Here is a 22,778-nt window from a genome sequence, read left to right on the forward strand (position 1 = left end):
GGGTAGAGGGGGCGAATGGGGAGGGTTGAGGCCTAGCCCCTTACCGCGAGCTCACTCGCCATTCGCCATTCGCCACTCGCCACTCGCCACTCGCATTTCCCCTTGACGCCCTCCCTCAGCGGCCGCATACTTAACTTCATGGTTAAGTATCAAGATCAATCCCTCGACCGCACCTTCTCGGCCCTGGCCGATCCGACCCGCCGTGCTTTGCTGGCGCAATTGTCGGAGCAGGAGAGCGCGTCGGTCAGCGAATTGGCGCGGCCATTCGCCGTGTCGCTTCCGGCCATCATGAAGCACCTCGATGTGCTCTCCGATGCCGGGTTGATCTCGCGCGCCAAGACCGGCCGCATCGTCGCCTGCCGATTGACGGCGGCACCCATGGAAGACGCGCTCGAATGGCTCAACAGCTATCAGCGCTACTGGTCCACCAAGCTCGATCGTCTGGCTGCGTTTGTGGAGGAAGAAACATGCCCACCCAATCCAATCCCGCCATCGTCCCAGGTTCCGGAAGAATCCTAGGACGGGACGGCGGAGAGCATCCGAGCAAAGCCGCGGCGAAGCCGAGCCTCATGCTCAAGCGCCGGCTCAACACCTCGCCGGCAAACGCCTATTCGGCCTGGACCGATCCGGCCAAGATCATGCGCTGGTGGGGCCCTGAGAACTGCGCGGTTTATCACGCCGAGGCGGATGTGCGGATCGGCGGTCGCTACCGCGTCATCATGCGTGACGACGCGAATGAGGATCACGATGTGAGCGGTGTCTACCGCGAGATCGTGCCGGACGAGAAACTGGTCTTCACCTGGGCCTGGCGCAGCACGCCGGAGCGGGAATCCCTCGTCACCGTTCTCCTTCGACCGGATGGCAATGGCACGATGCTGACGCTCATTCACGAACAGTTCTTCGATGAAGCCGCCCGCGACGGCCACCAGCACGGCTGGAGCGGCTCACTCGACAAACTCGAACGGGATTTCGCCGACAATCCGAAAACGTAAATCCGAACTTTTGGCAGAGAACAGAGGAGCCCATCATGGATCAGACCGCGCATCCGGATCAGCAAGAATCCCTCGATCATCACAAGGTTGTTTCGCCAGAGGATTGGCTCGCGGCGCGCAAGGCGCTTCTCGCAAGGGAGAAGATGCATACGCGGGCGGGAGACGAATTGAGCCGGCAGCGCCGCGCGCTGCCGTGGGTCAAGGTCGACGAGAATTATATCTTCGACACCCCCGAGGGAAAGAAGACGCTTGGCGAGCTTTTCGACGGGCGCAGCCAATTGGTCGTCTATCACTTCATGTTCGGCCCGGGATGGGAAGAGGGGTGTCCCAGTTGTTCGTTCGTCGCCGATCATATGGGCGGCGCCAACCTGCATCTGGCGCATCATGACGTGACGCTGCTGGCGGTTTCTCGCGCGCCGTTGGCGGAGTTGTTGCCCTTCAAGCAGCGCATGGGCTGGACGTTCAACTGGGTGTCGTCATTCGGCAACGACTTCAACTACGATTACCATGTCTCCGCCACGCAGGATGAGATGGCCACCGGCAAGACTTATTACAATTACCAGATGAGCGACGGCGCTCCTGCCGGCGAATTGCCCGGCCTCTCTGTGTTTTACAAGAACGCCGCCGGCGAGATCTTTCATACGTATTCGACCTATGGCCGCGGCCTCGACATTCTGCTCGGCACGCACAACTTCCTCGATTTCACGCCCAAAGGCCGCAACGAGGGCGAGATCATGGATTGGGTTCGTCATCACGACCGCTATGAGGATGAGACGCGCGCGGAGAAGACCGACCTCTCGCAAATGCCCGTCGGTTCTTGTTGCGGCTGATAAGCGAGCCTCGGGCGCGCCACTGTCGGCGCGCCCGATTCATGCAAGCGTGTAGTGACTGTCGAGCGACGGCACGCCGTCGGTCATGACGGCACCACGCATCACAAGATCTTCCAGATGCGCGAAGACCGACAGGCCGGCGGCATTCACCAGCGCGGGCTTCAGGCCCTGGTAGATGGCGGCGACGATCGTCGGAATGGTGGTGTCTCCAACCGCCAGCCGGTTGAGGATCGAGATCTCGCGCTGGCGCCGATGATGCACCAGCGCTCTGACGAAACGCTGCGGATCGCGCACCGGGCCGCCGTGACCGGGCCAGTAGATCTCCTCATCGCGCCCGCGAAGTTTGTCGAGCGATGCCATATAATCGCTCATCGCACCGTCCGGCGGCGCCACCACGGAGGTCGACCACGCCATCACATGGTCGCCGGAGAACAGGCTTGCTTCTTCCGGCAGGGCAAAAGCGAGATGGTTTGCCATATGGCCCGGCGTCGCGATCGCGCCCAGCGTCCAGCCCCGGCCCGCAATGGCGTCGTCGTCGGTCATTTCCCAATCCGGCGCGTATTCCTTGTCGGAACTGGTCTCCAGCAGATTGACCTCGCCGAGCGCGAGCGCCCTTGCGCTGCGATGCATGCCGCAGCCGACCAGCGTCGCTCCCGTGGCGGCTTTGACGGCGCGGGCTGCCGGCGAATGATCCTTATGCGTGTGGGTCACGAGGATATGCGTGACCGTCTCGCCGCGCACCGCGTGCAGCAGCGCATCCACATGTTCGGGCAGATCAGGGCCGGGATCGATGATCGCCACGTGGCCGTTGCCGACGATATAGCTGCAGGTGCCCGTGAAGGTGATCGGCCCCGCATTGTTGGCCACCACACGTCGCACCAGCGGGCTGAGGCGGAGGCATTCGCCTGAGCGGGCAGGGGGGCTGACGTCGAAAGTGAGTTCGTCTGACATGCTCTACCTTGGCGTTTCTACGGACCGGCCGCCACCCCGGTGCGACGCCGCAATGGCGAAATTCAGGCAACCCCTCAGAGGCGCAACCTGGGAGGCTCGACGCCATTGCGGCTTGAGGCGCCGGGCGGACGCACCTATAAGGCGTCGCAGTTCGCCCAAGTGAAATGCGGATCAACTTTTCGGAGATCAATCGATGTCGATCGGCGCTACGACACTTCCTTCCTCGCCCACCCTTGTCGGCCTCCTGTGGCCCACCCGGAACGAGGCCGGCCTTGCGGCTCTTCGCGCCATCGTGTTGATGGCCGTGGGCTCCGCCTTGCTGACGATCTCGGCCAAGGTCCAGGTGCCGCTTCCCTTCGTGCCGATGACGATGCAGACGCTCGTGGTGCTGCTGATCGGCGCCACCTACGGCTGGCGGCTCGGCGGCGCGACCGTGGCGCTTTATCTGCTGCAGGGGGCGCTGGGCATGCCGGTCTTCGCCAATACGCCGCCCATGATCGCAGGCCCGGCCTATTTTGCCGGCCCCACCGGCGGCTTCCTGTTCGGCTTCCTCGCCGCAGCCCTGGTGATGGGTTTCATGGCAGAGCGCGGCTGGGACCGTTCGCTCCTGCGCGTCGCTCTGATGATGACCATAGGGCACGCGGTGATTCTGTTCGCCGGCTTCTGCTGGCTCTCGGTGCTGCTGCCGGTCGCCAAGGCCTGGAGCGTGGGCATCGTGCCGTTCATCGCCGCCACCTTCGTCAAGACGGCGCTGGCGGTTGCGCTGATGCAGGCCGCCTGGAGCATCACCCGCCGGGGCGGCAAGAGCGCCTGAGCGGGGGCGCTCCCGTCGATTGTGAAAAAAGCCGCCCCTCGGGCGGCTTTTTGCTGTCACCGGCACACTGGCCGGATCCACCGCCTGAACGGCTGTCAGCCGTGATGACCCTTGCGCAGGTTATCGAGGCTCCAGGCGCCGCCACCGGCTGCGACCAGATAGAGAAACACGAAACAGAACAGCACGGCCGCATCGCCGCCATTGAGAACCGGAAACGCACTGCGCGGCGCATGCGCCATCCAATAGGCACAAGCCATCAGCCCCGAGAGCACGAACGCCACCGGCCGCGTGAAGAGGCCGACGACAAGCAGCGCCCCGCCGACGAGTTCCAGGACCCCGGCGATCCACGGCAATGTGAGCATGGCCGGGCCAGGATTGGGCGAGACCGGAAAGCCGAGAAGCTTCTGCGTGCCATGGGCCAGAAAGAGCAGCGCCGATACGGCTCGCAGCACGCTGAGCAGGCGCGGCGCCCAGACCACATTGAGGTGAGCAGCATTCATCAGGTCGACTCCGTAGGATATGTTGAAGAGGATGGTCAAAGGGCCGCGAACCCGCTGGCCTCATGCCACGTCCGTCTAACAATCATTCGCGCGCCCGGCCAGAGGCTGGCGGGATTCGGTTGGTCGCGGCGATCTGGATCAGCCCGCGAGCTCTACACCTTTGGGGGAGGTCGAGGCGCCTAAGTATATACGCCACTTGGCCTAAATCCTCGTCGGACGAAAAGTATACAAGGTAGACACGAGTTCGCGATCGGGACTCAGAGGCCTGATGTCGTCAGAGCAGAGCTTGTTCAGTGAGCAGGCCGTTTGGTCACTTGGGGGCTTTTCATCCTGAGGCATGAGCCTCGCACGGAGGAAACAGTCATGGCCACAGCATTCCGAGTCACTCTCACGGGTAGTCAAGAGGTTCCCCCTAACGGTTCGACTGCACGCGGCGTGGGAACCGTGATCTTCAATCCAACCGCCGTGGCGGCGAGCTACTCGATCCACTACACGGGCCTCGATTTCGGCCTTGCCGCCGGCCTTCCGGCTCAAACAGCAAGTACGGCTGACGATATTACCAGCCACCATGTCCACAACGCAGCGCGCGGGGTGAATGGCGGCGTTGTCTTTGGGCAGGTCAATCCTGCTCACGACAGTGACGATTTGTCGATCGTTCCCAATGCCGACGGCTCGTGGACCGTCAGTGGCCGCTGGGAAACCACTGACCCAGCCACCACGTCAATCTCAACGTTTGCCAACCAACTCGGCTCGGCCCAGGTCGGATCGGACGTGAGCCTCTACTTCAATGCTCATACGACCGCATTCCCAGGAGGTGAAATTCGCGGCCAATGGGTCGCGATTGCCAATGACCGGAACAACACTGTTCAGGGGACTGCCGATGATGAGCATCTCCCAGGTCTGGGTGGCAATGACCGCATTTTCGGCGGCGCTGGCAATGATCGGCTGGACGGTGGCACAGGCAATGACCGGCTCCTCGGTGAAACTGGCGACGATCGGTTGAACGGCGGCGCCGGCAACGATCGTTTGAGCGGCGGCGATGGCGCGGATCGGCTGGATGGTGGCACTGGCAACGATGTGCTGAACGGGGGCGCCGGTGATGACTTCCTGCTCGGCGGCTCCGGCAACGATGGATTGAGCGGCGGCGCTGGCAATGACCGACTGATCGGTGGATTCGGCAATGACCGGCTGCAAGGAGGCGAGGGTGATGACCGGCTGCGTGGCGGCTCGGGTGATGACCGCCTTAACGGCGGAGTCGGTGCCGATGTACTGAGCGGCGGGTTCGGTTTCGACAAATTCGTCTTCAACGCACCTCTCGATGCCGCCAATCTCGATACGGTGCGGGACTTCCGCGCTTTCTTCGACACCATCCTGCTGGATAATGCAGTGTTCACCGGACTGACCGGCGGAGCCCTGACGGCCAACGCGTTCCGCGTCGGCACAGCCGCGGGCGATGGCAATGACCGGGTCATCTACGATAACGTGACGGGCGCCTTGTACTTCGATCCCGACGGCGTCGGCGGCACAGGTCAGACTCAGTTTGCAACGATCCTTGGGAGTCCCAATAACGTGACTTCGTCGGATTTCTTCGTGATCTGACCGATTGGATCAGATCCTCGAGGTAACAAGAACCTCCGGTACTCTCGGCCTCTATGATATTGACCCTCCCGATCGCAACTCGGGAGGGGACTTTTGTTTTTCGCCGCCGCGAAGTGATCTCGAGAAGAGATGTGCAATCTCTCCTCCGTCACCAAAGGCCAGCAGGCGATCGTCGACCTCTTCCGGGTCAGCAGAGAAACAGCGGGTGCCTATGTAGGGTGCCTCAGAAATTCGTAGGCTGCTGTCGCGTCTACGCCCAGCCTAATCTGATCCTGGGCTGCGCTCGGGATGGCTATCGCCTCTCTGACTACATCGAGAATAGCAAGGTGACGATCCGAACGCGGTCCGGCCCTGCCTGGACGGAGAGTTTCCCCGCGATCGCGGAGACGCTTGCCACCCTGGCGGTCTATAGCCGTCGTTCTCGACGATGAGGGCCACTCTGTTTGAAGCTTTTCAGGCAGCAATTGGCGTCAAAGGCCGCCTCTCAGCTGACATCGCCGTATTTTCTTGATGGTCACGACCTGCGGCCGAAGCTGGAAGGACGCCGAGACGCACTTGCAGCCGTTCTAAACCCCGCGAGCCGGACCATCTTGCTTTCCGATGAGGTCGACGGTGGTGCCAGCACAGGCTTGAGGGGATCGTCTCAAAACGTCGGAACAAGCCCTACACCTCCGGGCGGGTCAAGGAGTGGCTCAAGACGAAAGGCGGTCAATCCGACACATTTTTCGTTATTGGCTATGAAAAGACGGCCGGCGCGCTGGCAAGCATTCGGCTCGCGCGCTTCGAGAGGGGATGCTCAAATCAGCAGGTGGCGTGGGAACCGTTTCACCCGGACCAGTGCTGCCGCCCTTGAGCGGGACTGAAGAAGTTCATCCTCGACAAGCCACCCGTCTCCGGGTCGGAAGGATAGGAGTGTCGCCTGGACCAGGCGAAAGATCGGGGTCGAGGTCGAATTTCGCGGCTGGACAGCAGACCGGCAGCTTCTGCAGCCGTCATTCAAGGCGCGGAAGGACTAACGTCCCGGTTCACAGCCACATTCATGAAACTCTCAGGAACTCTCACCCAACATCCCTATTGTCGTGTTTGGTTTGCCGAGCGTTTGAGGTGTCGCATGAGCCGCTTGATCCTGATAGCAACTGTATCCGCTGCCGTTTGGTTTGCCGCCGATCGGAATGCCCTTGCCCAAGTTGGGGGGAGCTTCGTCGAAAGCTGCACGCGGATCGACCAGCGAGGGCCTGTCTTAAGCGCGTTGTGCCAAGACCGGTTCGGTCGCCTTGTGCCCGCGCAGTTGGATTTGCGTCGCTGCGGCTCCGGCGACGTTGCTAACGCGAATGGCCGTCTCGTGTGTGAGCGCTCTTACCGTCGCGCAAGACCACGCTACGACGACCGCGGAGGGTATGGCGATTATCCCCGCCCGCCACGGGGCTATTATCAGCCCTATTGAAGTCGAGCCGGACCGTGACTCCCGGGCGCCTCTCGTATCTGGAGATCCGTACACTCGTGCCAGCTCTTCCCCTCTAAACCGACAACTGGGACGCGATATCGAGAGCGAGAACTCGCGACGAATCTGTCAGGAAATCTGCCGGGCGCCCCTCTAACATGGAGCTAAGTAACGGTTGGAGTGAGGCAGGGGTTTTACGCAGGCCCAATTCTTGAAGCGACAATACTTGGCGCCGGAAGATCCTGAGTCTACAGACCGCGGGGCGCAGACCCCGAAGTATGTTCCCTACTCATCGCTGAGGTTAAGGCGCCGCGTGCTTGCGTCCCCCGCTTGAGACCAGCCAGAATGTGGTCCAGGATGCTCTGGACCCGTCAGGAGGAGAGCATCTGCATGGAAATCATTAGCGAGGCTGGGGCGTTCGCGAGGTATGCTGCATCGCGCCTGCGGCACGAGCACTTTACGCTATTGGATGTCGGGTGCAGCGGGGGCATCGACGCTGCTTGGCGAGTCTTCGGTGAAAAGTTGCAGGCGGTCGGTTTCGACCCCAATATTGAGGAGGTCGAGCGACTGAACAGTGTCGAGACTGCGCCTCATGTTCGTTATGAGGCCGGTTTCGTCGGAGTGCCGGATGCCGACCCTATTGTTCTCAAGCGGGGCGGGAAGAGTTATTTCGGACGCAATCCGTGGGGGCGCCTTGCTGTTGCACGGACTATCCAGATTACAGCGAAGCAAACCGCAGCCGCAACCAGCCAAGAAAAGACGGCCGTTAACGCATGGCAACAGACCAAGCTAGCGGAGGATCGTCATATCCACCTGCCTGCATACATCAAAGAGAACAATCTTAAATCAGTCGACTTCGTTAAAATCGATATTGATGGCGGCGACTTCGATGTTCTGCAATCCCTCTCAGGAGTCTTTACCGACCAGCAAGTTCTTGGCGCAGGGTTGGAGGTCAACTTCTTCGGCTCTGACGACCCGACTGAACACACCTTCCACAACACAGACCGCTTCATGAGGGCGCATGGGTTTGCGTTGGCCGCTCTGACCACGCGGCCCTATGCGATGGCAGCCTTGCCGCAACGTTATGCCCTACCCATCCCGGCCCAGAGTACAAGGGGTATACCCTTCCAAGGGGACGCGCTGTACGTCCGAGATCTGGATGAGCGTTACGGATCAGAGAAGCTACTGAAGCTCTCTGTCTTGTTCTCCTTGGCTGGACTACAGGATTGCGCCGCCGACGTTCTCGTCACGTGCCGATCCACCATCAATTGGCTTATCGACGTTGACCAAGCGCTTGATCTTCTGGCGGCAGAGACCGAAATCGGTCGGGAGCACGGCTTGAACTACCGGCAAATGATGGAAGAGTTTGAGCGGGATTCGCGTCTATTTTACACTGTATGAACAACAATCGAGCCTCCATTGCGCCACCTCCGGGCAACTTTTGTCGCACCAAATCGTGAGACCTTATGAAACCAAATGGGGTTTGTCGGCGCCCTGCGCGGCTCGGTTGGCGGCGGCTTGTCCTCACCATCTCAAACGTCGCTGACGCCTATCTACGGCCGGCATGAGCAACATCGGTGGTGCCACTACCCTCTATGGTCGTTGGAAGGCCGGGAAGCGCCTCGGAGCGTAGACCGGTGGTAAGTTCCACTGGGATTTCAACATCGCCTCACTGCAGGGGCGTCGCGGCTCTCGCTGGGCAAGGATCTAGTTAGACGCGCGAGCCAAGGCCGACACGGCGTGCTGGGTCACCAAGGTGCCCCACTGGCGCATGAAAAGATCGCTCTCCTGCAGTATGACCAGGAAAGGCTTCAGCGTCCCGTCCGGCAGCGGGCCGCTGCAACGTGTGCGCCCGCTCTGTCGGCGCTGTAGCTAGGCCGCGAACTCGGATGGCGGCGGTGTCGCTTCGCGCCGATTGTCGCCGCTTGTCAGTCCGGAGAGAAATATTATTTTAGAAGGCTTGAGTAGAGGAAGCTATTCCGTTACGTAACGTATCGGACACACAACAAAAAACTATATTGTGCTTTTCACCTCCCCCGACTTCCTAGCCATTTATCTTCCTGTCGTCGTCGTGATCTATTTCGCGCTAGGGGGCATGGGGTGGCGTAAACCCGCTGCGGCTTGGCTCGCCGCGTCATCATTGGTGTTCTATGCCTGGGATGATCCCACACGACTGTTACCGCTCATCGTGGTCTCAATCGGGTTCAACTTCCTCTTCGGTACCCTTCTGTCCCGTACACGCAGTGCGACCGTCCTGTTCCTAGCTGTTGCCGCGAATCTCACCCTGCTCGGGTACTTCAAATATGCAATGTTCTTGCTGGATACATTGCGCACCTTTGGCGTCCCTACGGCCGAGATCAGCGTTAAGCTCCCAATCGGAATCTCGTTCTACACCTTCACCCAGATCGCGTTCCTCGTCGATGCATATCGCGGAAAAGCGCGGGAATACAATCCGATCCACTACGCTCTATTCGTAACCTTCTTTCCACATCTGGTCGCGGGCCCGATCCTGCATCACAAAGAGATGATGCCGCAGTTCCAGGACGAGAAAAGCTATCGTCCGCAATGGCCCAGGGTGACCGCCGGATTGACTTGGTTCGGCATAGGCATCACAAAAAAAGTTCTGCTGGCCGACAACATCGCCAACTTTGCTGACCCGGTGTTCCTTGCTGCTCAACAGGGGCACACGGTCCCGTTCGCCAGCGCTTGGACCGGCGCTGTCAGCTATGCCCTTCAGCTCTATTTCGACTTTTCCGGGTACTCTGATATGGCGATCGGACTGGCGCTGATCCTCGGGATCGCCTTCCCGATTAATTTCTTCTCGCCATATAAGGCGACCTCACTGATCGAGTTCTGGCGGCGTTGGCACATGACGCTGTCCCGCTTCCTACGCGATTATCTGTACATTCCGCTCGGCGGCAACCGGAAGGGCCCATTCCGGCGGCATGTCAACCTCTTCGCTACAATGGTGTTGGGCGGGTTGTGGCACGGCGCGTCGTGGAACTTCGTACTCTGGGGTGCGATCCACGGAGGGGCCCTTGTGCTGAATCATCTCTGGCGCGGGACCGGCCGGAACCTGCCGGTATTGGTAGCTCGAGGGCTGACGCTACTTGTCGTGGTGCTGGCTTGGGTTCCGTTCCGCGCCAGCGATTTTGCAACAGCGTCTAGCTTGTGGCGAAGCATGGTAGGACTGAACGGTATAGAAATGGCGTCCGCACCGCTCGACGTTAGAATATGGATTGCCGCGCTGGCCGGGATTGTGCTGTTCATGCCGAACACGGCGCAACTTCTGCCCCGACCAGGCGCGACAGATGACGGTTTCTCCGATGAGCGGCTGCGGCACCGGCAGCCGTGGCAGCCAAGCTATACGTGGGCGGTTACGGTTGGGGCTCTATGCGGCGTTGCAATTGTGTTGGCCATGACCACCCCGGTGGCCTTCCTCTATTTCCAGTTTTGACGGGCCGACAGCAACCATCACATGAGAACGACAGCATCCCCCTCTTACGCTGTTCTGTTTCTGATAGCGGCGCTGCTCGCCGGTGGGTTAGCTTTTTCCGTGCAATGGGGCATACGCAGCAGTGCCTGCCGCCCGTTTTCTAAGCCCGGCACCTACCTTGCTTTCTGTAGCACCGCGCGATATGGCGATTATGAGCACGGCGCGTACTTTCTTGGATACGAAAGCGAAGCTGTCGATAATCTTCGAAAGGCCGATGTCCTGCTCCTGGGCAACAGCCGGGCTCAGTTCGCTTTTTCCACAGACAGCGTCGAAACCTACTTCGGTGCCCGGGGCCTCCGCTATCACCTCCTCGGGTTTGGATACAATGAAACCAGCGAATTCCCGGTGCAACTCATCGAGCGATACGGGCTCCGACCGCGCGCTCTTGTTATCAACGCGGACCGGTTCTTTGCTGAATGGCTCTCACCACCAGCGAAAGCAGTCTCATCTGGAAGCCTCGCCGTCCGGGCCGAGCACGTCGGCAAAAAAATCGGCCCCTGGATAGCCGATCACGCCTGCGCGTTTGGACCTATTGGATGCACCCGCAACTCCCCCACCATCTACCGCTCGCACGCGACCGGAAGATGGATTTGGGCCAATTTACTGGCGACTCCGCAGCAAAGGGCAACCAACCTCGGGATACAGCAGATCAAGGCCTCTGATGCCGATATCGAAGGCATCGCTCAGGTCGCCGAGAGTTTTCTGAAGCGCATCGGCATATCTCGCGAGTGCCTAGTCTTAACTGCGGCACCTAACGACTTCGACGAAACGAAGACGCTCGTCCAGCGGCTCGGGGCCAGACTACGATGGCCGGTGATCTACCCAATTGTTGAGGACCTGGCGACAATCGACGGATCCCATTTGAATGAGCCCAGTGCCGAACGGTGGTCGGCTGCGGTCGTGGCGGAACTAGAAGGGGCACTGGGAGACTGCGCCTCCATCAATTGGGTGGACCAGCAGAAGATTGGCTTAACTGAGGTCGCCCCTTAGAAGTACGGCCGACCTCTTCCGTCTCGGTCTTCATCCTCTGGTCAAGCCAACAGCGGTGCCTGGGCCGCTTTTCTTATGATGGCAAAGACTCTCGTTAGAAGAGCCCCGACTTGACCTGGAGCGTGACATTTCGTCGGCGTTGCCTACTAGGTACCAAGCTGCACACGACCAAATGCAGCGACCATGACTTGATTGAAGCATTTCGTGCTTCGCTCTTCGGGGGATCAAGATTGAACTTTCTACGGAACATCCGGCTTGCCGGCGTGAACTCGCATGCCGATTATACTACTAAGGTTGCTCAGGGAGACCGGAGGCGCATCACAATTGATCTCGCCTTGGTCTGGTTGATCCCCATCGCTCAAGCACTCATCAACGAGACTTGGTTATATACGCCACTCGGCTATCTCGATCCTTGGTATTACCTTGGCTTTGGACTCAATTACACCGATCCAACATTTGAAAATCAAAACTATAAGATCGCTCGGCTGCCGTGGCTATTGCTTCAGTTCATTGTGCGAAGCCTTGTCGACGCTGTAGTCGCCAGCTGGATTCTTCAGATCGGAACGTTAACGCTTGCCAGCACTTCTCTTTATCTCCTTTTTGCACGTACACTTGGACGATCTGCGGCCTTCTTCGGGGCCGCCTTTTTTGCGGCGTACACGTTCGGGCATGCGTCTGGAGGGGCTGACTACCACAATGCCCTGGGGGGCCTCTATTCGCTCTGATCTGGTGGCTGACCGTCAGAAGTGCCCAGGAAAAATGGTCGAGCACAAACCTCTTGATTGCCGGTGCCTGCGGTGCGCTAGCTCTTCACTCCAATATTATTTTTATCAATTTTCTGCCAATATTGACCGCCCACTACTTCGTTGCCTACAGAGCGTCACACAGGCACGTGCCTCCGCTGGCGAAATCGTTTCTATGGGCACTTTCAGGGGCAGTCCTCATGACACTTGCGCTCGGTGCGATCAATTGGATCGTTGGGCGTGACTTTCTGTTCTTCGCTCGCCTGTTCAAGATCGTCACTTCGTATGTTGCCGACAGCTCTCACCTGAAGCCCTGGTGGAACCCTTGGCAGTCCGGATGGTACTGGAAGGCTCGTTATCTCGGACCGTTGGCAGCAGGTCTGGTGATCGCAGTGGCCGCGCAGGCTTCGATCCTTAAACCCAGAGGTCCGCTGTCTCCTCGCGAGCAGCATATCCTTGTCTTCGCAACGGCCTACACTTTCTCTAGCTTGCTGTGGCTGATGTGGCAGACGTTAGGGCATACCGCGCTTGACTGGGACTATTTCGCCTACCCGCTTGTCTACCCACTGACGGCGGCAGTCGCGGCGGCAGCCGACCGCTGGTTGAAGTTTCCACCGGGCGAAGGTCCTGGTGTCCTTTGGCGTATCCTGATCGTCGGACTCTTTCTGGCCCCTCTGTACTTCTTCAACACCAGCTTCGTCTTGAGCGCATTTGCCCTGCACGGATCCTTCTTGCCCGCGCTCGCGATGATTGGGATAGCGCTCGCGTGCTTGATATTATTTGGGAAGCACTACCTGGGCGGTTTGGTGTTCGTCGGTCTGATGTCGCTCGGGCTAGTGCTCGGCCTTTCTGGCGCGGGCGGGGTCACTCGGGACTCTTGTCCGTCGGCGCGTCTCGCCGCAGACGCAATTGACCAGGCTCACCGCCTGTTACGGATGCAGGGATACTCGTACAGCAGGATTTTCATCTGGGCCGATCAAGACGAGACCGTGCCGGCTGGCACCGGGTGCGCGGTGTCATCTGCCAATATCCGCCTAGGACACTTTAGCTCCGCCCTTGTCGCGACGGGCTTCCAGTATGTCCAACCCGCCTGGGAGGCAGCGCAGCAGGACCAGCTCAAGGAGAGCCGGCTAGCCGAACTTTCAGCCGTAGGCGGATTGATTGTGTATGTCACCAACGAAGAGGCGCGCGTTCAGCAACTCATGGAGCGTTTCCTGGCGAGCGGTGGATCGTTGAAGGTCAAGGGGCGTGAGGTTGTCACCTCCCGTAGCTTGCGTGTGCCAATGAATCTCCTGGAGATCAAGAACAAGACGCAGGGTGAGTAGCGGCCTCAATACCTTAGTGTCCGTTTGATAACGCCTATTTGTGAGCGATGCGTCTCAGCAGGAGAGTTCTGAGGGCACCGTAAACCCTTGGGCTGAGAGCGGTCGATGCGCTTTCGTAGTCGCGTACCGAGACGTCGCCAGGGGGTCATCCAGGCGAAGGTGCGCTCGACCAACCGCCGCGGGATGACCTCGAACCTTCGGCGACGTCGGAGCGCTTGACGATCTCCAAAGTGAATTTGAGGAAGGCTGCGTTGTGAGCTTTGTGCGGTCATAGGCCCCGTTCGCGAAGGGATGCTTTAGCCATGGCCATCGATTGCGCACGCCGTCGAGGATCATCTGAGCGCCAGCGCTGTCGGAGATGTCAGCCGGCGTCAGGTTGAGCATCAGCAGACGGCCATCGGCCGGATGTGGCGCTTACGCCCGCCGATCTTCTTTCCAGCGTCTAGCCCCTTGTTCTTGCCTCCCGTGCCTTGACCGACTGACTGTCGATGAAGCGCCCCGTCCGTTCGCGATCCAGCGTCATGCCACGTCGTGGATCGTCCGGAACATGACGCGCCGGACGAAGCGGCGGAACCACTAATAGATGGGTTTGCCAGGAATCCTTCACAGTCGAGGTGCAGCTTCACCGCCTCGCTGGTTCGCATCAACTTAATGCCGTGTCTGCATGCTCCGCCGACATGAGCGCATAGGCGTTCCCATCTCTGATCGCAACATAGTCCATTGTCACTTCGCCCATAGCGCTTCTCCATAGGACGGGGGAACGGAGGCATTACCTCGAGGCGCATCTGTCCAGATAGTAATGGGAATGGGGCTAAGTGCCTGAGAAGAGTGGTCGGAGTGATAGGATTTGAACCTACGACCCCCACGTCCCGAACGTGGTGCGCTACCAGACTGCGCTACACTCCGACATTCTCAAACCATCGGGAAGGCCGGACTTATAACCGGGGGCGGGGTGCCCCGCAAGCGGAGAATGGCGTTTTCGACGATATTCGCGCTCCGTGAAATGGCAGTTGCCAGCGGCAGTCCCGGCGACTATGAACAGCCGCACCGCACAAGGCATTGGGGCGTCGCCAAGTGGTAAGGCAGCGGTTTTTGGTACCGCCATTCCCAGGTTCGAATCCTGGCGCCCCAGCCAGGTATCAGGCCAAGCGTACAAGCTGAAGGGTTAGCCCGCTCGGGTGCCTGGCTGGCCCTGATTGATCGGCAGGCCCGGGCTGCAGCCTTCGATCGACAATCTTGACCGCGATTCGGCTTCGCGATGGCAGTCACAACTGACTGCTCCTTGCCGGCTAAGCTGGTAAACGCAGACAGAGAGACGACGGCAGGAAATAGACTCGATTCGCATCCTTTTGGCGAAACATTGCAAAATGACGCAGACGATGCGAAGAGGGTTGCGCACCGCAGAGACAAGATTGTGGCTGAAGCCAAACGCATGTCAATCCATAAACATTCATCCGATGAGGCCGTTGCACGCAACGATGGACCCACAAAGGCAAGCCTTTCTGTGATCATCCCCGTTTATAACGAGGAGCAAAGCATACCGGACTTGTTGGCCCGCCTTCTTCCGGTTCTTCTCTCGCTGGATAGATCATTTGAGATTGTCGCAGTGAACGACGGGAGCAGGGACAATTCTTTAAATCTGCTGATCGCGGCGCTCGATTCTCTTCCAAATCTTCGAATTATCGACTTCCGCCGTAACTTTGGACAAACGGCCGCGATGATGGCCGGAATCGATCATGCCAAGGGGAAGATAATCGTCGCAATCGATGCAGACCTTCAAAATGATCCGGACGACATTCCGCTTCTTCTCGCCAAACTCGATGAAGGTTACGACGTCGCGAGCGGCTGGCGCAAAGACCGCATGGACGCGGCGATCCGGCGGAATTTTGTGAGTCGGGTTGCCAATCGACTGATTTCATGGATTTCGGGGGTTCATCTCCACGATTACGGCTGCACCCTGAAAGCTTACCGGGCCGACGTTCTTAAAGGGGTTCGTCTTTACGGCGAAATGCATCGATTCATTCCGATTTATGCCGCCTGGATGGGCGGCAGGGTGGCTGAGGTGCCGGTTCGCCATCATCCACGCAAATTCGGCAATTCGAATTACGGCCTCGAACGCGTTTTGAAAGTGGTCCTCGACCTGATTGTAGTCAAATTTCTCGACCGATATCTTGTGAAGCCGATTTACGTCTTTGGAAGTTTTGGTGCCTTGGCGCTTGCCACAAGCGCGGTCACCTTTGTCTGGATGATTGCAATAAAATTCGCTTGGGGCATATCTATGATATCGACTCCTCTTCCACTTGTTGTCGTTATGACCTTTCTGATTGGAATATTAAGTATCTTGTTGGGCTTGCTGGCGGAAATAATGGTAAGAACGTATTTCGAGTCGCAGAAGCGGACCCATTACTTGGTGCGTGAGATCTACAGCTCCGAGTTCGAGAAATAGGCATGTGCGGTCTGGCAGGATTTGTTGGCGAGGGTTCGCACTCGACCTTGCGTGCGATGGTGGCGAGTATTAGTCATCGTGGCCCCGACGGCGAAGGTTATTGGTCAAATGACGAGTCGCGCGTACATCTAGGTCATCGACTTCTGGCGGTCCTCGACATCGAGGGCGGCGCACAGCCAATGTGGGATGCTGCCGGCGATGTCGGCATCGTTTTCAACGGTGAGATCTATAATCACGCCGAACTGCGGTCGGAGTTGGAAGCCAACGGCTGCCGTTTTAGGTCTTCGCACTCCGATACGGAGGTCCTTGTCCACGGTTATAAAATATGGGGAAGCCAACTGCCGCTACGGCTGAACGGTATGTTCGCCTTCGCAATCTTGGATCGGCGGGCAAAGCAGGTTTTTTTGGCTCGCGATAGGTTCGGCGAGAAACCTCTCTACTATGCGGCAACTCCGCGGTCTTTCGTCTTCGGTAGCGAGGTCACCGCCGTTCGGAAGCATCCTGCCGTGTCGGGCGAGCTTTCGCCGCGGGCTGTTCAGAAATATCTGGCCTGGGGCTTTCTGCCCGCGCCGCACTCGCTCTACAGCGACATCAAAAAGCTGCCCGCTGGTTGCAGCCTGACCCTCGATATTGAATCGCGCTGCTTTGACGTGGCCTCCTATTGGCGCTTTCGACTTGAGCCCGACAACGACCTCAAATTGTCCGACGAGCCCCGACTAGCTGACGAATTGCGCGACCTCCTGCAACAGGCGGTGCAGCGTCGTCTCATCAGCGATGTCCCGCTTGGGCTGTTTCTCTCGGGGGGAATCGACAGCAGTACCGTGTTGGCAGGAGCGGCGCAGGGTCTTGCGAGCGAGAGTCTCAAGACGTTTACAATCGGCTTTACCGATCCGAGCTTTGATGAATCCGGATTTGCGAGAGCGCTGGCGGCAGCCTTCGGCACGCAGCATCACGAAGAAATACTCGACCTAGATCGCGCACGCACGCTGATGCCCCAAATTCTGGGCAACTTGGACGAGCCGCTCGGCGATCCGTCTATCTTGCCGACTTATCTCCTCAGCCGGTTTGCTCGCAGGCACGTTACGGTCGCGCTCTCGGGCGACGGCGGTGACGAACTTTTCGCAGGCTACGATCCCTTCAAAGCTCTTAACCCCGCCCGCATTTATTCGAGCCTGGTTCCTCGGGGCGTTCATCGCGGACTGAGACGCTTGGCTGATTTACTACCTCGGTCGACCAGCAACATGAGTCTTGACTTTAAGGTTCGGAGAGCGCTTTTGGGGCTGTCATGGCCGCAAGCGATGTGGAATCCGATCTGGCTTTCGCCGGCGGATCCCGAGCTCATCGGTGAAATTTTTGAAAGTCCTTTGTCGGCTGAAGAGCTCTACGAGGAGGCGCTCGATCTATGGGCCGCCAACGATACTGATCTCGTTGATCGCACGCTCGAATTTTATACAAATTTCTACCTTCCGGACAATATCCTGACCAAGGTTGATCGAGCCGCGATGCTGAACTCACTCGAGTCGAGAGCCGTGTTTCTCGATAACGATCTCGTGGAGTTCTGTCGCAAGCTGCCGAACACCTTCAAGTTTCGCCATGGGGAACGAAAGGTGCTCCTGCGCCGTGCGGTTGCGGGATGGCTGCCACCGGAAGTACTGGCCCGACGGAAGAAAGGCTTTGGTATCCCGGTGTCACGGTGGTTGCGGGAGTGGCCAGCGCCAACGGTGAACGGTGCTGCCACATGCAAAATCGGGCTCGATGCTGCCGTACTTGATGACCGCTGGGCGTCGCACAAACGCGGCGAGCAGGACAACCGTCTTCTCCTCTTTGCCTGGGCAAGCCTGGCGCCACATCTTGTTGCGCCGCCTGCCTTGGCCGACGCGGCCTAAGGCGAGCGATGGAGAGCGGAACTTTCGCCAGCGAAGCGGTCAATGAAGCGAGCCATTGGTGGTTCGTCGGACGCCGGCGGCTGTTTGCGCGTGAGATCATCGAAGCAAAACTGCCGAGGACAGCCAAAATCCTTGACGTGGGGACGTCGACCGGGACCAATCTGCGAATGCTTCGCGACATCGGCTTCGCAGATGTTGAAGGTTTGGATTTCAGCGAGGAAGCGATTAGCTATTGCGCGAGCAAGGGCTTGGGGGTGGTCAAGCAAGGCGACATCTGCGCGATGCCGTTTCCCGAGGGAACATTCGATCTCGTGCTGGCAACCGATATTATCGAGCATGTCGACGATGACCTCAAAGCTCTTTCGGAGATCGCCCGAGTTCTCAAGCCAGGCGGTCTCGCACTTGTCACAGTACCGGCCTTTCGCGTGCTGTGGGGACTCCAGGATCGAGTTGCCCAGCATAAGCGTCGCTACGTTCGGCCCGAGCTCCTCTCCCGCATCCGCAAAGCTCGCCTCCACGTCGAGAAAGTATACTACTTCAACTATCTGCTTTTTCTGCCAATTTTTGCCGCGCGTAGACTCATCGATTTATTCGGTGTGCAGGCGAAAAGCGAAGCTGAACTGAATTCTAGGTGGATGAACTGGTTTCTTGAGCGGATATTCACATTCGATGTTCTGAGCGCACGACACATCAAGCCGCCATTCGGCGTTTCGATTCTAGCGTTCGTAAGCAAACCCGCAATTTTTGGCAAAGATCGGGGCGAGCCGTGACAACCGTCAACAAGACATCTTCACCGCCGGTTGCGTCCGGGTCGCCTGATCGCTTTGGCTATGAGTGGAGCGAATATGCCGAAATGCGTCCTGAATACGAGGAACAGTTCCGGCGCTGGTCAATCCCTCTTTCGCCTGAGGAGTGGAAGGGTCGGAGCTTCCTGGATGTCGGTTGCGGAATGGGGCGTAACTCCTATTGGCCGGCCTTTTATGGTGCATCCGAGGGTCTGGCGATCGACGTTGATTCTCGATCTCTCGCCTCTGCTTGCCGCACGCTTGAGTCGTTTGCGCAAGTTCGCGTCGAGGAGCGCAGCGCCTACGAGATTAACGAGGCAGACCGGTTCGACATTGCATTCTCGATTGGAGTGATCCACCATCTTGAGTATCCGGAACAGGCTCTCGCCGGCATGGTGAAAGCGGTCAAGCCGGGCGGGCGCGTGCTGATATGGGTTTATGGGCTCGAGAACAACCAATGGATCGTCAATCTGCTCGACCCCATCCGAAAACTACTGTTTTCCAGACTGCCCATCGGCCTCGTCCACCATCTGTCCGTCTACCCTGCGGCGTTGCTTTGGACCGCCTTGCGGCTGGGGATCGGACGCATCGCCTATTTTGAGTTGCTGCGGGGTTTCACATTTCGGCATCTGCGCTCGATTGTGTTCGATCAGATGCTCCCGAAGATCGCGAATTACTGGCCGCGCGCCACCGTGGAAAAACTCATGCGCGATCAGGGGCTGGTCGATGTGCAAGTCACATGGGTAAATCAGATGTCGTGGACTGCGATTGGGACAAAAACATCCGCATCGGGAAAATAGTGATGAATGCGCGTCCTCCACAATCGGCCGAAGCCCCTGCTGATATCATTCCTTGGCTTGACATTTTGGCCGCCCCGGGTGGCGGCGAGGATCTGCTGGTCTGTGACGCGGGCCTGAGAACCAATCGATCGGGCGCCACATTTCCCATTTCACCTCACGGGATTCCACTATTCGCGTTGTCCACGTTGTCCGAAGAAGCCGATTATCAGCAGCAGCACTATGACCGGATTGCGAACGCTTACATCGCCAACTTATCTTATCCGCACACTCAGGAGTACATGGCTTATCTCGATCGCGTCCTGATGGCTAAGATTGGTTCCACTAGTCTTGGGACAGTGGCTGAGCTGTGCTGCGGCCATGGCGAAGCCCTGAAACTGTCAGGGTTGGCGTTTGAGCGTTATGTTGGAATCGATGTTTCCGAGAAGATGCTTGAGAGCGGGTTGACGGCAGCCGGCGATTGTCAGGCGCTATTTGTCCAAGGCGACGCCACGCGTGTCCCGCTTAAAGACGCCTCTGTTGATACGGTTCTTATGCTCGGCGGCGTGCATCATGTTCCGAACCGGGCCGCTCTCTTCAGAGAGATTCGGCGAATCCTCAGGCCCGGGGGGAGGTTTGTCTTCCGCGAACCCGTGAGCGATTTCGTGCTGTGGAAGGCGATCCGCTGGCTGGTCTACCGACTGTCTCCCATGCTCGATCACGCAACTGAACGACCCCTGACGCATAGTGAAACTGCGGGTGTTCTCACCCGGGCCGGACTTGATCTGACCGATTACAGAACCTGTGGGTTTCTGGGGTTCTGCCTGTTCATGAACAGCGATGTACTCATCTTCAACCGGCTTTTCCGCTACGTACCCGGAATTCGCGCCCTCACGCGAGGATCGACTGTTATTGACGAGGCGGTCTTGCGAATACCGGGTTTCGGCCGCGCAGGGCTTCAGGTCGTTGGAGAAGCCAAGCCAGTGGCGTGTGGCTGAGACTATGTCGACCCTCCTCCTGCTCGTCCTTATGATAGGTTGCACTGTCATCGCCAATCTTATGATGAAGCTTGGGGCAGGGGACCCGGCGAGCGCGGTCCTGCTTGGGCTGATATCGTGGCGAACATTCATCGGTCTTGTGATATTTGCCACCGCTGCCGCATTCTACGCTTTCGTCCTGAAAGTGTTGCCACTCAACCTGGCCCAAGCTTACGCCGCTGCACAGTTCGTCGCCGTGATTTGCGCCGCGGCCCTTTTGCTCGGCGAGCCGATAACGTTTATGCGCTGGGTCGGCATCAGCCTGATCTCGGGCGGTATCATGATTGTCGCACTTTCAAGCGAGACTTCACTATGATTTCCAAGGTGCTTTTAAGAGTTCGGGAACAACATGTTCATATTCTGTTGTTGATTGCAGTTCCCGTACTCTTGGGGCTTCGAAACCCCGGCTGGCTTTACACTCCGATCGGTTACCTCGATCCCTGGTACAATGTCGGGTATTTTCTTCATTACGGCGATCCAAACTTTCTGCCTGGCCACTACAAGGAATCGCGACTCTCCTGGATTGCTCCAGGCTATGCTCTCTACAGCCTGCTCGGGCCGACCGCGGCGAACTTCGTTCTGCATGTTGGCGCGCTAACGTCGAGTGCCGTGTTCGTCTACCTCACGTTGGCGCGTCTGGTCTCGCGCAAGAGCGGCTTGATTGTTGCGGCTCTGTTGACGGCTTATTATCCGTTCCACGGCTCCGGCGGTTGGGATTATCAGACGACGCCGTCGGGCGCCTATTACGCGCTCACGCTCTATCTTCTGACCCGCGCATCACAATCGGCACGTCCGATAAACTGGCTCGTGGCAACAGGGATGGCCTTCGGGGCAACCTTTCACGCGAATATTATATTCGTCAATATGGTGCCGGTTCTCGCCGCTCAATATCTGGCGGTTGGCCGGCAGCATCGCAATTTGAAAGGCATCATTCAGGCTGCTAGCTGGAGCCTTCTTGGTTTCGTTCTGGTGACTTTGGTTCTCTGCTTGATCGCCTGGTCCGTTGGCCGGCGGGCTGCATTTTTTTGGCCGATCGTCGAGATCGTCTTCAATTACACGCGCGACCCATCCAATATGAAAGCATGGTGGTCGCCGTGGTCGAGCCTTTGGTTTCTCAGGCCTGAAGCTTTCGTTTATCTCATCCTGCCAGCATCGATCCTCGTTGCATCGGTCATCTGGTTAATGGGATTGATGAAGGGCAGATCGGCCAACCTGAGGCCGGATACGCTTGTGCCCGTTGCTCTTGTGGCACAATATGTTTTTCTTGCTCTACTTTGGATCGTTTGGCAGAGCTTCGGGCATGTGGCTCTTCAGCCTGATTATTTTGCCTATCCACTTATCATTCCTGCATTCATCGCCTTGGGCGTCCTAATCCAACCAGTGGATAAACGATTACTAGTGTCAACCTGCGTCGCAATGATCGTTGCCTTTATAATTCTGCAAATTAGTCCCGACCTTCGGAATTTTGGTTCGTGGATAACTCCAAACGCTTTTGCAATCATGACCGGTGTCGTGATGCTCGCGGCGGTCGTCGGCGGGGTGCTTCTTCCAGCGACAAAATGGATGGCTGTCCCCGTAGCCGCTTTTGTTTATCTCGTCGCCTATCCTCCGCTGGCAATCCAGACCGGTGTTGTCCGCCGCGTCCTTTGGAGTGAGTTGGGGTCGAAGGTTGCATCGCGAACATGTGTCGATGCGGAGAGCGCCTACGCGGGAATCGTTCGCCTGATCAGACTCTTCCGGCTGGGTAACCCTGTCTGGTGGCAGACTTGGGTATGGATCGGCCCTGACGAAGAGGCGCAGGTCGGTGATTGCAGGCTGAGGCTAGTTAAGTTTCGTGGATCACTGATCTCGACCGGAACAGGCGGACTTGGCACCAGCAACGATCGGTCTGCGGACGATATCAGTGATCAGTATGTCGGATTTGTCACGAATGGCGGCCAGGTTGTGGCGATTGTCAGGGACCCTTTGTATCTGGATCAATTGATTGCTCGCTTTGCACGGTTCGGCAAGCGGCTGGAAGTCATTCACCGTGAGGAAATGAATTTCGGAGCCATCCCGGTTATCTTGGTAATTTACAGGTCGTCCGGCGTTTGACTCGGCACGGCGATTCTACGCAGGGGCGGACTGCAGGACAGGTATCAAGTGCCCTTGGGTCAGTGTAGAACCG

The 22,778-nt window shown here is 58.3% G+C and carries 18 protein-coding genes, 2 tRNA genes and 2 pseudogenes; 18 read left to right on the top strand and 4 right to left on the bottom strand.

The features are described 5' to 3' along the window. The first annotated feature begins 138 nt into the window (after positions 1–138). From FEZ63_RS00005 to FEZ63_RS00015, 3 genes are read left to right on the top strand one after another with little or no spacing between them, the layout of a single operon-like run. Positions 139–519 carry an ArsR/SmtB family transcription factor gene (locus tag FEZ63_RS00005; protein ID WP_150941588.1) on the top strand — a complete coding sequence of 127 codons (381 nt, stop codon included), beginning with the start codon at positions 139–141 and terminating at the stop codon, positions 517–519. Next, positions 468–992, top strand: coding sequence for an SRPBCC family protein (locus FEZ63_RS00010; protein WP_150941589.1), 525 nt, complete (start codon positions 468–470; stop codon positions 990–992). The genes FEZ63_RS00005 and FEZ63_RS00010 overlap by 52 nt, the downstream gene beginning before the upstream one ends. A 35-nt stretch (positions 993–1,027) precedes the next feature. Continuing rightward, positions 1,028–1,822: a DUF899 domain-containing protein gene (locus FEZ63_RS00015; protein ID WP_150941590.1), complete on the top strand. Its 795-nt coding sequence runs from the start codon at positions 1,028–1,030 to the stop codon at positions 1,820–1,822. A gap of 39 nt (positions 1,823–1,861) precedes the next feature. On the opposite strand, the gene FEZ63_RS00020 is transcribed toward FEZ63_RS00015, so the two are convergent. Continuing rightward, positions 1,862–2,773, bottom strand: coding sequence for an MBL fold metallo-hydrolase (locus FEZ63_RS00020; RefSeq protein WP_150941591.1), 912 nt, complete (start codon positions 2,771–2,773; stop codon positions 1,862–1,864). Positions 2,774–2,966: 193 nt separating this feature from the next. Here FEZ63_RS00020 and FEZ63_RS00025 point away from each other — a divergent pair, with 193 nt between their 5' ends. Next, the gene (locus tag FEZ63_RS00025) at positions 2,967–3,587 is read left to right on the top strand and encodes a biotin transporter BioY (RefSeq protein WP_150941592.1); all 621 of its coding nucleotides are present in this window, start codon (positions 2,967–2,969) and stop codon (positions 3,585–3,587) included. 239 nt (positions 3,588–3,826) lie between these two features. Here FEZ63_RS00025 and FEZ63_RS26115 read toward each other — a convergent pair. Then, a pseudogene (locus FEZ63_RS26115) lies at positions 3,827–4,087 on the bottom strand (DoxX family protein); the annotation flags it as partial. A 363-nt stretch (positions 4,088–4,450) separates the two neighbouring features. Here FEZ63_RS26115 and FEZ63_RS00035 point away from each other — a divergent pair. The 6 genes from FEZ63_RS00035 to FEZ63_RS00060 all read left to right on the top strand — a co-directional run bounded on the left by FEZ63_RS00035 (position 4,451) and on the right by FEZ63_RS00060 (position 13,681). After that, positions 4,451–5,686: a calcium-binding protein gene (locus FEZ63_RS00035; RefSeq protein WP_150941594.1), complete on the top strand. Its 1,236-nt coding sequence runs from the start codon at positions 4,451–4,453 to the stop codon at positions 5,684–5,686. Positions 5,687–7,517: 1,831 nt separating this feature from the next. Further along, positions 7,518–8,528, top strand: coding sequence for an FkbM family methyltransferase (locus tag FEZ63_RS00040; RefSeq protein ID WP_162419624.1), 1,011 nt, complete (start codon positions 7,518–7,520; stop codon positions 8,526–8,528). A gap of 619 nt (positions 8,529–9,147) precedes the next feature. After that, complete coding sequence (locus tag FEZ63_RS00045) at positions 9,148–10,584, top strand: MBOAT family O-acyltransferase (RefSeq protein WP_150941596.1); 1,437 nt, start codon at positions 9,148–9,150, stop codon at positions 10,582–10,584. Between the two features lie 21 nt (positions 10,585–10,605). Then, complete coding sequence (locus FEZ63_RS00050; RefSeq protein ID WP_150941597.1) at positions 10,606–11,613, top strand: hypothetical protein; 1,008 nt, start codon at positions 10,606–10,608, stop codon at positions 11,611–11,613. A gap of 110 nt (positions 11,614–11,723) precedes the next feature. Then, positions 11,724–12,338, top strand: a complete 615-nt coding sequence (locus FEZ63_RS00055) for a hypothetical protein (RefSeq protein WP_150941598.1) — start codon at positions 11,724–11,726, stop codon at positions 12,336–12,338. A gap of 218 nt (positions 12,339–12,556) precedes the next feature. Then, entirely contained in the window at positions 12,557–13,681 is a 1,125-nt protein-coding gene (locus FEZ63_RS00060; protein WP_150941599.1) for a hypothetical protein, read from the top strand. 34 nt (positions 13,682–13,715) lie between these two features. Here the strand turns inward: FEZ63_RS00060 and FEZ63_RS25390 are convergent. Together FEZ63_RS25390 and FEZ63_RS00065 are read right to left on the bottom strand one after the other, a co-directional pair. After that, positions 13,716–14,257: pseudogene (locus FEZ63_RS25390) on the bottom strand (transposase); the annotation flags it as partial. Between the two features lie 253 nt (positions 14,258–14,510). Then, a tRNA-Pro gene (locus FEZ63_RS00065) sits at positions 14,511–14,587 on the bottom strand. 154 nt (positions 14,588–14,741) lie between these two features. Here FEZ63_RS00065 and FEZ63_RS00070 point away from each other — a divergent pair. The 8 genes from FEZ63_RS00070 (at position 14,742) to FEZ63_RS00105 (ending at position 22,705) form a co-directional block, all read left to right on the top strand. Next, positions 14,742–14,816 (top strand) — tRNA-Gln (locus tag FEZ63_RS00070). Positions 14,817–15,095: 279 nt separating this feature from the next. Beyond that, a complete protein-coding gene (locus FEZ63_RS00075) occupies positions 15,096–16,127 on the top strand; it encodes a glycosyltransferase family 2 protein (RefSeq protein ID WP_244622574.1) in 1,032 nt (343 codons plus the stop codon). A gap of 2 nt (positions 16,128–16,129) precedes the next feature. After that, entirely contained in the window at positions 16,130–18,013 is a 1,884-nt protein-coding gene (gene asnB / locus FEZ63_RS00080; RefSeq protein WP_150941600.1) for an asparagine synthase (glutamine-hydrolyzing), read from the top strand. Positions 18,014–18,021: 8 nt separating this feature from the next. Beyond that, complete coding sequence (locus FEZ63_RS00085; RefSeq protein ID WP_150941601.1) at positions 18,022–18,783, top strand: class I SAM-dependent methyltransferase; 762 nt, start codon at positions 18,022–18,024, stop codon at positions 18,781–18,783. Beyond that, entirely contained in the window at positions 18,780–19,598 is an 819-nt protein-coding gene (locus FEZ63_RS00090; protein ID WP_244622575.1) for a class I SAM-dependent methyltransferase, read from the top strand. Before FEZ63_RS00085 ends, FEZ63_RS00090 begins: the two co-directional genes overlap by 4 nt. Then, positions 19,538–20,572, top strand: coding sequence for a class I SAM-dependent methyltransferase (locus FEZ63_RS00095; protein WP_150941602.1), 1,035 nt, complete (start codon positions 19,538–19,540; stop codon positions 20,570–20,572). Before FEZ63_RS00090 ends, FEZ63_RS00095 begins: the two co-directional genes overlap by 61 nt. A gap of 4 nt (positions 20,573–20,576) precedes the next feature. Further along, positions 20,577–20,927 (top strand): hypothetical protein, encoded by a 351-nt coding sequence (locus FEZ63_RS00100; protein WP_150941603.1) that lies wholly within the window; start codon positions 20,577–20,579, stop codon positions 20,925–20,927. Next, positions 20,924–22,705, top strand: a complete 1,782-nt coding sequence (locus FEZ63_RS00105; protein ID WP_150941604.1) for a hypothetical protein — start codon at positions 20,924–20,926, stop codon at positions 22,703–22,705. The genes FEZ63_RS00100 and FEZ63_RS00105 overlap by 4 nt, the downstream gene beginning before the upstream one ends. Positions 22,706–22,778: the final 73 nt, after the last annotated feature.

The organism is Microvirga brassicacearum, from assembly GCF_008757455.1.
Taxonomy (GTDB): domain Bacteria; phylum Pseudomonadota; class Alphaproteobacteria; order Rhizobiales; family Beijerinckiaceae; genus Microvirga; species Microvirga brassicacearum.